At 37.0% G+C, this 13,195-nt stretch carries 10 protein-coding genes; 1 reads left to right on the forward strand and 9 read right to left on the reverse strand.

The features are described 5' to 3' along the window. Window positions 1–834, reverse strand: a complete 834-nt coding sequence (locus EJF36_RS14795; protein ID WP_125907054.1) for a cytochrome C assembly family protein — start codon at window positions 832–834, stop codon at window positions 1–3. Window positions 835–875: 41 nt separating this feature from the next. Beyond that, the gene (gene hemA / locus EJF36_RS14800) at window positions 876–2,219 is read right to left on the reverse strand and encodes a glutamyl-tRNA reductase (RefSeq protein ID WP_125907055.1); all 1,344 of its coding nucleotides are present in this window, start codon (window positions 2,217–2,219) and stop codon (window positions 876–878) included. 310 nt (window positions 2,220–2,529) lie between these two features. Here hemA and EJF36_RS14805 point away from each other — a divergent pair, with 310 nt between their 5' ends. Beyond that, window positions 2,530–3,018 (forward strand): LiaI-LiaF-like domain-containing protein, encoded by a 489-nt coding sequence (locus EJF36_RS14805; protein ID WP_125907056.1) that lies wholly within the window; start codon window positions 2,530–2,532, stop codon window positions 3,016–3,018. A gap of 122 nt (window positions 3,019–3,140) precedes the next feature. Here EJF36_RS14805 and yihA read toward each other — a convergent pair whose 3' ends face one another. From yihA to leuD, 7 genes are all read right to left on the reverse strand, one after another. Further along, a complete protein-coding gene (gene yihA, locus EJF36_RS14810; RefSeq protein ID WP_125907057.1) occupies window positions 3,141–3,725 on the reverse strand; it encodes a ribosome biogenesis GTP-binding protein YihA/YsxC in 585 nt (194 codons plus the stop codon). Further along, window positions 3,722–6,046 carry an endopeptidase La gene (gene lon, locus EJF36_RS14815; RefSeq protein WP_125907058.1) on the reverse strand — a complete coding sequence of 775 codons (2,325 nt, stop codon included), beginning with the start codon at window positions 6,044–6,046 and terminating at the stop codon, window positions 3,722–3,724. Before lon ends, yihA begins: the two co-directional genes overlap by 4 nt. Window positions 6,047–6,466: 420 nt before the next feature. Beyond that, window positions 6,467–8,143, reverse strand: coding sequence for an ATP-dependent protease LonB (gene lonB, locus EJF36_RS14820; protein ID WP_125907059.1), 1,677 nt, complete (start codon window positions 8,141–8,143; stop codon window positions 6,467–6,469). Between the two features lie 235 nt (window positions 8,144–8,378). Further along, on the reverse strand, window positions 8,379–9,638 hold the full coding sequence (gene clpX / locus EJF36_RS14825; RefSeq protein ID WP_125907060.1) for an ATP-dependent protease ATP-binding subunit ClpX: 1,260 nt from the start codon (window positions 9,636–9,638) through the stop codon (window positions 8,379–8,381). Window positions 9,639–9,885: 247 nt separating this feature from the next. Beyond that, window positions 9,886–11,172, reverse strand: coding sequence for a trigger factor (gene tig, locus EJF36_RS14830; protein WP_125907061.1), 1,287 nt, complete (start codon window positions 11,170–11,172; stop codon window positions 9,886–9,888). Window positions 11,173–11,320: 148 nt separating this feature from the next. Further along, window positions 11,321–12,331, reverse strand: a complete 1,011-nt coding sequence (locus EJF36_RS14835) for a tetratricopeptide repeat protein (RefSeq protein ID WP_125907062.1) — start codon at window positions 12,329–12,331, stop codon at window positions 11,321–11,323. Between the two features lie 267 nt (window positions 12,332–12,598). Next, window positions 12,599–13,180, reverse strand: a complete 582-nt coding sequence (gene leuD / locus EJF36_RS14840; protein WP_125907063.1) for a 3-isopropylmalate dehydratase small subunit — start codon at window positions 13,178–13,180, stop codon at window positions 12,599–12,601. Between the last annotated feature and the right edge of the window lie 15 nt (window positions 13,181–13,195).

The raw sequence follows: 13,195 nt of genomic DNA on the forward strand, positions 1-13,195 counted from the left end.
CTATGAATACCAAAAATGAAATCGAGATAAACTTCCAAATAAAAAGAAATTAATTAGTAACACAAAAAAAGCAGCAATATTCCAAAGCGCAAGCTTTTTACCATGAACATTTAAGGAAACTCTTAAATATAAATAAACGCAATAGACAGCTAGAACAGTAAAGGACCCTGTAACCTTTGCATCATACCACTGAAAGTGAGGAACTTTAACATAAGCCCAAATTATACCTAGCAGTAGTGCAAGCAACAAAGTCGCCACACCATGCACTACAAACAAATACGCCACATGTTCTAGTTTAGAAAGGTCGTTAATTCTTAGTAAACGCTTACCCCACTTTTTCTGCTTTAGCAAATTGTACTGAATAACGTATAAAACCGTCAAAACAAATGACACTGTAAGGGCACCGTACGAAAGCAATGCCATAGTAATATGAATAATTAATAGTTCACTAACTAATTGTTGTGCTACAACAGCCGATTCGTGCTGAGCAGGTGCAAATGTATGCAGAGCCATTATAAAAAAGCCTAACAAATTAGTGAAAAAGACAAGAAAATCAACCTTCAATAAACGGTTGATCACGAGCGATAACGATATAAGAACCCACGCATAAAAATACAAGCCTTCAAAAACTGTTAGTATAGGAAGTCTGCCAGTTTTAATCATTTGAATGACTAAAAAAGTTGACTGCAGAAGCCATACAATAGAAAGTAACCAGAAGGCGACGCGGTTTGCCTTCCGGTTATGTTGTAGAAAATCTATAAAATATAGCAAGACGCTACTAGCATATAAGATTATTGTTAACTCATAAAGCCTTGTCACAGACATATCAAGCATAATTGAAACTCCTCGTTCCCAAAAGGAGAAGTAGCTAGCTGTTACTGCGCTTCAGCAAGAACAAATTCAGCTACTGTTTTCTTATGTTTTTCCTTTTGAACCTCAATTTCTTGTTGCACATCGGCTTCAATACCAAAAATCTTTACAAAAGCATCCAATGATTTATCGGCATGCTTTTCACCTGATAATTCCTTTGCGTATAAAATAGGATCGCGAAGCAGTTGATTAATAATGCTCTTAGTATGCTTATTAAGCACCTTCCGTTCACGTTCAGTTAAATTTGGTAGCTTACGCTCAATACTCTGCATTGTTTCTTCTTGAATAGAAAAGCCCTTATTACGAAGCGCCGCTATAACTGGAACTATATCAAGAGTATTGAGCCAATCGTTGAAGGCAACTATTTGTTCTTCGATTAAAATCTCTATTTGTTCTGCAGCTTTCTTTCGTTCAAGTAAATTAGCTTCAACAATACCTTGTAAGTCATCTATATCATATAAAAATACTGAATCCAGGTCACCGATAGCAGGATCCAAGTCACGTGGAACTGCAATATCTACCATGAAAATGGGGCGTCCTTTACGCATCTTTTCCACATGCTGCATGCTATCCTTTGTAATCACATAATCTTTTGCTCCAGTTGAGCTAATTAAGATGTCAGCATCTAGCAAAGCACATTGTAGTTCTTCTATTTGCTTCGCTCTTCCAGCAAAACGTTCTGCAAGAGTTAGAGCTTTCTCATACGTACGATTAATAACAGTAATCTTCTTTGCACCGCTACCATGTAAATTCTCAGCGGCCAATTCACCCATTTTTCCGGCACCTAAAATAAGCACATGCTTATCCTTGAGGTCACCAAAAATCTTTTTTGCTAATTCTACAGCTGCGTAACTAACCGAAACAGCATTAGAAGCAATGTCCGTCTCACTTTGCGCACGTTTTGCTACTGTTACAGCTTGTTTGAATAGGTAGTTAAACAACGTGCCAATAGTATCATTTTGTTGTGCCTTTAGGAAACTTGTACGCACTTGTCCGAGAATTTGTGTTTCTCCGAGGATCATCGAGTCAAGCCCACATGTAACTCTAAATAAATGTTCAACCGCACTCTCATTCTCATAAATAGTTAAATATGGCGTAAAGTCTGATTTATTTAAGCGAAACCATTCTGAAAGAAAGTGTTTAATATAATACCTACCTGTATGAAGTTGATCAACAACAGCATATATCTCAGTACGATTACAAGTTGAAATAATGACGTTCTCTAGAATGCTTTTGCTATTTTTCAATTGTGTCATCGCATCAGTTAGCTCAGAACCATCAAATGAAAACTTCTCCCGAATTTCCACAGGGGCCGATTTATAGTTTAGTCCGACCATTACGATTTGCATAATTACAATGACACCCCCTTTGAGTGTTAGGACACAGTTATCTAGTCTATATTATAACATTACGTTTCTGAAAAATTGTGAACATAATATGAACACATTATGGTAAGATGATACATATAAAAAGCGCAATGCGCTATTATTTAATAAAAATTTAATTAGGATAAGACACTAGAAGATGCCGTTCTTTTTTGAGACATATTATTTTAATCGTCACTGTTTGTCTATGTGTCTTTTTTCTCTTACTTCTAGTACAATAACAAAATCGGCCAATTTTTTCAAGAAGTGTCTCTTTCCAGTGGAGGTAGTAATTATGAAGAAGCATGTTGTTTACACCGGAATCTTACTAGTAGGGATAGGTGTATTCCTATTACTTCAGCAATTTGCAACACCAATACCAAAAGAGTTTTTATCATGGCCTACTATTCTCATTATTATTGGTTTCGCATTTCTTGTACAAGCATATAAGGTTAATGAAGTACCAATGCTTATACCAGGTTACATTTTAATTGGACTTGGTAGCTATTTTATTTTAGATAATTATATACCTTACCTTGCTTCTAATCGAAGTGGTGTTATTCTAATTATCGTTGGTATTAGTCTTTTTTTAAAGTATACAAAAACCAAGTCAGGTTTGTCTCACGCTTTGCTTACACTTGCCATTGCAGCAATCTTTTTCTTTTACAAGGAAATCTTTAGCATTTTCGATACGTTAGGAAATACACTAACAAATATATGGAGATTTTGGCCAGCTCTATTGGTTGTTATCGGACTTTCCTTATTATTTAGAAAAAAAAGGTAGAATATACATAGAAACGAAAAAGCGCCCATCTAGAGAAGCTTATTCAAGTGAACTTGCTGTCGCCTGGATTCAACGTTAACTTGTAATAAAAAAAGAATGAAGCAAAAAGCTTCATTCTTTTTTTATTTTATAGCTTTTTTTAAAAGACCCCATAATTCGTCTTTGCCTTTACCTGTTTCAGATGAAAACAACACAACTTGGTCTTCTTTTACCATATCTAATGTTTTTCGAACACGCGCTTCATGCTGCGTCCATTTACCTTTAGGTATTTTATCAGCTTTTGTAGCAACAACAATAGTTGGTAAGCCGAAATGCTTCAAGTAGTTGTACATTATACAATCATCTTCTGTTGGTTCATGGCGCAAATCGACAAGCAAGCATGTAACCTTTAACTGGTCACGTTCTGTTAAATATGTCTCAATCATTTCACCAAATTTTTCACGCTCTCGCTTAGATACTTTAGCATAACCATAACCTGGTACATCCACAAAATAAAACGATTCATTAATTAAATAAAAGTTCAATGTTTGTGTTTTGCCTGGTTTAGATGAGATTCTTGCTAGACTTTTTCTTCCAAGGAGCGTATTAATGAGCGATGATTTTCCGACATTGGATCGTCCAGACAAAACAATCTCTGGTAAATTATCACCCGGGTATTGTGCGGGACTTACCGCACTCATGACTATTTCTGCAGTTTTTATTATCATTTTGAATCCTCTCGTAACGCATGTTTAAGCACTTCATCCAAATGTGAAACAAGCACAAACGTTAAGTCCTTCTTCACGCTATCTGGTATATCTTCTAAATCTTTTTCATTGTCTCTTGGCAATAGAATTTTTTTCAAGCCTGCTCTATGCGCACTTAATGATTTCTCCTTTAAACCCCCTATTGGTAGTACACGGCCTCGTAACGTGATTTCACCTGTCATTCCTACTTCTTTATGAACAGGTCTTCCAGTCAAGGCGGAGATAAGAGCTGTTGCCATTGTAATTCCAGCTGACGGACCGTCCTTAGGAACCGCTCCTTCAGGCACATGAATATGAATGTCATTTTTTTCGTGGAAGTCAGGATCAATATGAAGCTCTTCTGCTCGTGAGCGAATATAGCTAAATGCCGCTTGCGCAGATTCCTTCATGACATCCCCCAATTTCCCTGTTAACACAAGCTTTCCTTTTCCTGGAGATAGTGACACCTCTATAGATAAAGTATCCCCTCCAACAGTTGTATAGGCTAAACCAGTTGCCACACCAACTTGATCTTCTAGCTCAGCTTGACCATAGCGATACATAGGCTTACCAAGAAACTCTTCAATATTGTTCTCTGTGAACACAATACGCTTGCGATCTCCAGTTACAATAATCTTCGCGGCTTTTCGGCAAAGCTTTGCAATCTGGCGTTCTAGTGAACGGACACCGGCCTCGCGTGTATAATAACGAATAAGCTTTATCATAGCATCGTCTCGAATTTGCATTTTACCTTTTTCAAGGCCATGCTCCTTAAGCTGCTTATGTAACAAATGATCCTTTGCAATATGAAGCTTTTCTTCTTCTGTATAACCTGATAATTGGATAATTTCCATTCGATCTCGAAGAGGCCCTGGTATAGTTGCCAAACTATTTGCTGTTGCAATAAACATTACCTTCGACAAGTCATACGGTTCTTCAATATAGTGATCACTAAAATTGAAATTTTGCTCAGGATCCAATACTTCTAACAGCGCAGCAGACGGATCACCGCGGAAATCATTTGACATTTTATCTATTTCATCTAATAGAAATACAGGATTAATTGTTCCAGCCTTCTTCATTCCTTGAATGATACGTCCAGGCATAGCTCCAACGTATGTTCGACGATGTCCACGAATCTCTGATTCATCACGTACTCCTCCTAATGATGCACGGACGAAGTTTCTATTCATAGACTCAGCTATAGAGCGCGCAAGTGACGTTTTACCAACACCTGGAGGGCCAGCTAGACAAAGGATTGGTCCTTTTAATGAGTTCGTTAGCATTTGCACGGCTAAAAATTCTAATACACGTTCCTTTACTTTTTCAAGACCATAATGCTCTTCGTCCAAGATTCGCTCAGCTCGAGATACATCAATTTTGTCGTCAGTGGCTTTTTGCCATGGCAACGCTAATAACCAATCAATGTATGTACGAATAACAGAGCTTTCTGCTGATGATGCTGGAATCTTCTCATAACGGTCCAGCTCCTTTAACGCAACGTCGTAAACATTCTTTGGCATACCAGCTTTTTCAACGCGTGATTTTAAGTCTTCAACCTCACCTGTTTTGCCTTCTTTATCACCTAGTTCTTTTTGAATGGCCTTCATTTGTTCACGTAAATAATATTCTTTTTGCGTGCGTTCCATAGAACGTTTTACTCGTTGACCTATTTTCTTTTCTAGATGAAGAACTTCTTTTTCATTATGAATCAATGAAATGACTTGATGAAGTCGCTCTTTTACGTCAATAATAGCAAGAATGTCTTGCTTTTCTTTTATCTTTAATGGCAAGTGGGATGTGATGATATCCGCCATTCGCCCTGGTTCTTCAATGTCTGACACTGTAGCATATGTTTCAGCTGAGATTTTTTTCGATAGTTTTATGTATTGCTCAAAATATTGCAAAGCTGAACGCATTAACGCTTCAATTTCAGCATCTTGCTCCTCATCATCTTCATATGTTTTTAATGTTACAGCGAAATAATCGTCTTCATCGTAAAAATTGACAATTTCACCACGACATATTCCTTCAACAAGTACACGAATGGTCCCATTTGGAAGCTTAAGCATTTGTTTAACCTTCGTTAAAGTACCAATAGGAAAAATATCTGTTTCAGTTGGATCTTCAGTTGAAACTTCCTTTTGACTTGTTAAAAAAATATAATGGTCTTCCACCATCGATTTTTCTAAGGCATTTACTGATTTATCTCTGCCTACATCAAGGTGCAACACCATTGTTGGATACACAAGTAAACCTCTAAGCGGTAAAAGAGGGACTTTTTTATTTTTCAAGTTAACCATAGATAGTCACCTCATAGGGATTATTTTTTTTACTACATGACTATTCATACATTTTATATTATTTGCGCTAATGTATCAAATATGAAGTCCAAGTTATGCTTATTGAACTGATTAACTCCATTGTCTTCGTCCGGATGCTAAAGGTGGTTTGAAGTATTTTAATATTTCCGTATACCACTAACATTGCAGAAGAGATTGCACTAAACGGCATTTCGTCAACTCAACAATCGATTATATACGGGTAACATTATTAGCGCTATTAGTATCAAAAGGTAAGGGGCTGTCCAAAAAGCTAAGTGCGAGGCCCCCATACTACACAATACGCAGAATTTACGAGATCGTCATTTCTACATATTGTAGTAGTGAATGGGAGCCAGGCATTTATTGGACAGCCCCTTTTAATTTTATGCTCCCAGTGTTCTACATTGATTCCGTGTGTGAAATGTTCATAGGCTGAGAAATACTAGTATTAATTTCTATTGGTTTATTATCAAGTAACGCTATTGATAGCACCTGTGAAACATGTTTAACAGGTATGACTTCAATTCCTTCGACTTGTTGCATAATCATTTGCATATTTTCATGTGGCACAATTACCTTTTTGCATCCTGCTTGCTTCGCCGCTTTAATCTTCGGCACAATTCCACCAACAGGCTTTACATTTCCGTGAATACTCATTTCACCTGTCATCGCAATTGTATTATCTATCGCAACATTATGAATGGCGGAGTATATACCTGTGGCCATAGCAATACCTGCTGACGGACCATCAACTGGAATACCTCCTGGAAAGTTCACATGAATATCAAATTGGGCGGATGGTACACCAATGGATTTTAGTACAGTTAAGACATTCTCTATAGAACCTTTTGCCATACTTTTTCTACGAATAGATTTAGAGTTGTTACCAATACTCTCTTCTTCAGCTATGCCTGTTATGTTAATGGTTCCTTTATCGTCACTAGCTGGTATGACAGTAACCTCTATTTCTAAAAGTGAACCTGTATTCGGTCCAAATACAGCGAGTCCGTTGACAAGCCCCACTTTTGGCTTAGCATGGATTTTTCTATCAAGCCGTGGCGTTAACTGACTAGCATGAATTACCCACTCAATATCCTCATCGCGGATTGTATCGCGATCTTCCGAAATAGCTAATCCTGCTGCAATTTGCGTCATGTTAACAACTTCACGACCATTGCGAGCGTAGCTTGATAACGTATCAATTGCTTTTTTAGATATGGATAAATTAACTTTGCTTACAGCGTTCTCAGCTACCACTGCTAATTCATCGCGGTCCAACTCTCGGAAAAATACTTCAAGGCAACGAGAACGAATAGCTGGCGGGATTTCATTCGGTGTTCTTGTTGTTGCTCCTACGAGACGAAAGTCTGCAGGAAACCCATTTTGAAAAATATCATGAACGTGCTTTGGTATTTGATTATTTTCTTCACTATAATAAGCACTTTCTAAAAATACTTTGCGATCTTCCAAAACTTTTAATAGCTTGTTCATTTGAATCGGATGAAGCTCGCCTATTTCATCAATAAACAATATTCCACCATGTGCATTCGTAACAGCCCCTTGTTTTGGCTGCGGAATACCTGCTTGCCCCATCGCCCCTGCTCCTTGATATATTGGATCATGAACAGAGCCAATTAGTGGATCGGCTATACCTCGTTCATCAAAACGGGCCGTTGTGGCATCTAACTCGATAAATACAGCTTGTTGTTTAAACGGGGATTTAGCATTTTTCTTAGCCTCTTCAAGCACGAGTCGTGCTGCGGCAGTTTTCCCAACACCTGGTGGCCCATAAATGATAACGTGCTGTGGATTAGGTCCACATAACGCTGCTTTTAAAGATTTAATTCCATCCTCTTGACCGACAATCTCTGAAAAATTAGATGGTCTTACTTTTTCTGCTAACGGCTCCGTTAAGGTTATTGCACGCATTTTGCGTAGCTGTTCCATTTCTTTTCTTGATTCACGATCTATTGTTACCTTTTGTGAACGTTGATTTCTCAGTAAATTCCAGAAATACATTCCAATGATAACACCAAAAAACAACTGGATAAATAACGCTATTCCTGTCCAACTCATATGACTCCTCCTACACGTTGATCCTGGTTTTCTTCTATTATCTCCGTGTGCTGACTCATATAAACAAGTTTTACCTAGGAAAAATATACTGCAAATATTTCCATGTGTTTGTGAGGAGATCATTTGCCTTTAAAATAGGGACTTACTTTAATTTGACTAAAATTTTTAATTTATTGATGCTGTTGCTCGAAACAGAAAAAAAACGCTACTACTAAGTAATAGCGTTTGTAAAAATTTATGCAGATTTTTCATCATTTTTTAGCAATGAACCGTCTTTCAAAAACAACTTTGGTGTTGTGTTCTCAAGAACTGTCTCTGGCGTGATGACACATTTAACAACATCATCACGAGAAGGTAGTTCGAACATTACATCAAGCATAATACCTTCGATGATTGAACGAAGACCACGAGCTCCTGTTTTACGTTCCATCGCTTTTTTTGCAATTTCACGTAATGCGTCTTCCTCGAACTCAAGTTCAACATCATCAAGATCAAGCATTTTTTGGAACTGCTTAACGAGAGCATTTTTCGGTTTTGTTAAAATTTCTACTAATGCTGCTTCATCAAGCTGTTGTAAGCTTGCAATAACAGGTAGACGCCCGATGAATTCAGGGATTAAGCCGAAGCGAAGTAAATCTTCAGGTAAAACCTTCAATAGTAAGTTGTCTTCATTTACCTCTTGCTTACTTTCTGCGCCAAAACCTATTACTTTTTTACCTAAACGACGTTTAATGATTTGTTCAATACCATCGAACGCCCCACCACAAATAAATAGTATGTTTGTTGTATCAATTTGAATAAATTCTTGATGCGGGTGCTTACGTCCGCCTTGTGGAGGTACACTTGCGACAGTCCCCTCAAGAATTTTAAGTAAGGCTTGCTGCACACCTTCACCTGAAACATCACGTGTAATAGATGGATTTTCAGACTTGCGTGCAATTTTGTCGATTTCATCAATGTAAATAATACCTTTTTCAGCACGTTCTACATCGTAATCAGCTGCTTGGATAAGCTTAAGTAAGATATTTTCAACATCCTCGCCAACGTATCCCGCTTCTGTTAATGAAGTCGCATCTGCAATAGCAAACGGCACATTCAAAATACGAGCTAAAGTTTGTGCTAATAACGTTTTACCACTACCTGTCGGTCCAATCATAGCAATATTACTTTTAGAAAGCTCAACGTCATCTATCTTACTATTTGAGTTGATCCGCTTATAATGATTATAAACAGCAACAGCTAATGATTTTTTTGCAGCATCTTGGCCGATGACATATTCCTCGAGAATATTTTGAATTTCCTTAGGCTTTGGAACATCTTTAAATTCAACTTCTTCTTCTGTGCCTAATTCTTCTTCAACAATTTCTGTACATAGTTCTATACACTCATCGCATATATATACGCCGGGACCTGCTACAAGCTTACGAACTTGGTCTTGTGTCTTTCCACAGAAGGAGCACTTTAATTGACCTTTTTCATCATTAAATTTAAACATTGTTTCACCCCTTAAAATTATTCTCTCTATATTCCTTGCTAAACATAAGCAATGCATTCGACCCAAAAAAGGTTATGTATTTCATCGTAACACAAAAAGTGGTTGTACTACTAACTGTAACACTTGTTCCTTGCTATTATGTACAAAAAAGTGGCGGGTCCATGCATTATAAAATAGTGTTCCCCAAATAATTGGGTATAAAACAAGGCACGAGCATGTCGCGCCTTGTTTGTAGTTTATATTATTATTATGCAACAGTTTTGCTATTTTCTACAAGTAATTCGACTGCTTTTTGAATTTTTAAATCTTCTTTTAGTCCTTCAATTGAACCAAGAAGCTTTTTAATCTCATCTGCAGGGCGTTGGTACATTTCTGCTAGCTTATCGATTTCAGCTTGAACATCTTCATCTGTTACTTCGATATTCTCAGCTGAAGCAATAGCTTCCAGCACTAAGTTAGCTTTTACGCGAGTTTGTGCATCTGCTTTCATTTGCTCGCGTAGAGCTTCCTCATCTTGACCTGAGAACTGGTAGTATAACTCAAGGTTTAAACCTTGTTGACTTAAACGTTGCTCGAATTGTTGAAGCATTTGCTCAATTTCAGTATTAATCATAGCTTCTGGAATATCAACTGTTGCGTTTTCAGTAGCCTTTTCTACTAATGCGTCACGAAGCTGGTTATCAGCATCTTGTTTCTTTTGTGACTCTAAACGCTCACGAGTTTTTGTTTTTAATTCTTCTAACGTTTCAACGCTATCATCGATGTCTTTTGCTAGCTCATCATCAAGCTCAGGAAGAGTTTTCGTTTTGATTTCATGGATTTTCACTTTAAATACAGCAGGTTTACCAGCAAGTTCCTCAGAGTGGTACTCTTCAGGGAACGTTACTTCTACTTCCTTCTCGTCACCAGTCGCAAGTCCAACTAATTGGTCTTCAAAACCTGGGATGAATTGACCTGAACCGATTTCTAATGAATAGTTTTCAGATGCTCCACCTTCAAACGCTTCACCATCTACAAATCCTTCAAAATCCATAACTACTGTATCGCCAGTCTCTACAGCACCTTCTTCTCTAACAACTAACTCTGCTTGACGCTCTTGGAAGCCTTTAAGCTCATTATCAACATCTTCATCAGTTACAGTTGTATCGATAGCTTCTACTTCAAGACCTTTGTAATCACCTAAAGCTACTTCAGGCTTCACAATTACTTTTGCTGTAAAAATAAGGTTTTTACCTGATTCCATTTGCTCAATATCAATCTCCGGACGATCTACTGGGAAGATACCAGTCTCTTGTACAGCATTTGAATAAGCTTCTGGTAAAATAAAATCAAGTGCATCTTGGTATAAAGATTCTACACCAAAGCGTTTTTCAAAGATTGGTCTAGGCATTTTACCTTTACGGAATCCTGGAACATTCACTTGTTTTACTACTTTTTTGAAAGCTTTATCTAATCCTTCGTTTACTATGCTAGCGTCAACTTCAATCGTTAAAACACCTTCATTACCTTCAAGCTTTTCCCATTTTGCAGTCATTTGCTTATTTCCCTCCAACATCTATTTGTGTTTCTACATTTCTCAACTATATTATTGAAAATGAGTTAGTTCAAACATATGTACTATACATATATACAACCACTACATTATAGCATACAACGTTTTTGTTTCAAACAATTAGTCGATTTTATACAAATGAAATTTTTTCTATCATCTCTATTTGTTCACAAGCTCTTTCTAAATCTTCTTGAGATAGTGAGGTATATCTTTTGTGCGCTAAAGTGTCACCAAACATCTTAGCTCCTACTATATGTAACGCGGCAGACCATATCTCTGGCTCGTCAGGATCAGGCTTAAAAGGAAAGATTACATATTGGAAACGAATCCACAGCTCCTTTAGGGCTTCAAATAAAGTCGGATTGTCTTGTCCAATTTCACTATCGAGACATTCTAGTATTTTGTTAGTGAATTCCTCACTCTCTATCTCATTTATCGCACTTGGTACAATGGTGGTTTCTTTATCAAATTTCACAACCTTTATTGGTTTAGTAATGTTGTGCTCCATTAACACATGTACTGCTAGACTTTTTAAAACAGGATGACGATCACCTTTTAACAGAAACTCCTCTAATACAGAAAGATGAGGCTGTATATTACGGTGCTTTAATGTTTGTAACGCCGACCACTGTTCTTTAAGATCATTATGGTGAAGAAGTTCCTTTACATTTGCCTGCGGGGAAGAGGATATATCAATTTTTTGATTTTCCTCCTCCTGTGAATCATTAAATGTACGCATTCTTTTAGAAAACTCTAGCATTTTAAATAGATTGTCTCTATTAACTAATGGGACATTCTGCTCCTCCAAAAGACCTTCAACAGCGGAAATAAGTTCGTTATATTCGTGTAACTGAAGCAATATAGTAGCGTATATTTGGAAGATTTGAAAGTAATCACCTTCACCCTTTTTTAATAATTCCTTACATCGTACTTTTGCTTCTTTTAATTCTCCAAGCTCTATTAAGCATATAATAATTCCAATTTCAGCATCGATTGATGTCTCATCAAATGTTTTCACTTGTAAAAGCAGTGGATAAGCATCTCTATACTTCTTATTTTCAACCGCTTCTAATCCTTGTTTTAACAATCTATCTACTAATCCAGGTATCGGAACAACCTTATCTTTTTGCTTCCTTTTCATACACATCATTCCTTCAATCAATTAACAAAAGTTTAGCAATGATTCCCAAATAAAACAAGGTTTTGCCTAAAAAGAGGAATTCCGTTCCAAAAACAATATCTTATCAAAAAGAATAGCCAATCCTTTTATGCTATAAACTATTTTTATTTTAAATTATGTTACTTCCTTCTCTCTCTCACCTTACTTCGGCTTGATTAGTATTAAAAATAAATTGAGTTTACAACCTTTTAATGATAGATTCCACAAAAAAAGCCGGAAATACCGGCTTTAATGCTGTAGTTCATATTCATTTATGAATGCATCATATTTCAGCGTAACATCGATCTCATCCCAGCCATTTACGAGCATTCCCTTCCAGTAGTTATCAATTTCAAATGTACAACTAAAGCCTTGCTCATCTTGAACTGTCTGCTGTGGCAGATCAACTACTAACTCATAATCAGCGTTCTTTGCCTTTTCTAGCAACTCATTCACCGCTTCTTTTGACAAGCGAATGGGTAATAAACCATTTTTCAAGCAGTTGCTGTAAAAAATATCAGCGAAGCTTGGAGCTATTACAACTTTAAAGCCATAGTCATATAAAGCCCAAGGTGCATGCTCCCTTGACGATCCACAACCGAAATTATCATTTGCTATCAGTATACTAGAACCAGCATTCTCAGGTCGATTTAATTCGAAATCTTCATTTATAACATCCTCTTGTTTATAGCGCCAGTCATAAAATAAAAACTGTCCGAAGCCTGTACGTTCAATTCTTTTTAAAAACTGCTTCGGAATAATTTGATCGGTATCAACATTAACACGGTCTAATCCTGCTACTTTTCCTTTGTATTTACGAAATGGCTGCATCGTAAGCCTCCTTCC

Source organism: Bacillus sp. HMF5848 (genome assembly GCF_003944835.1).
Classification (GTDB): Bacteria; Bacillota; Bacilli; order Bacillales; family HMF5848; genus HMF5848.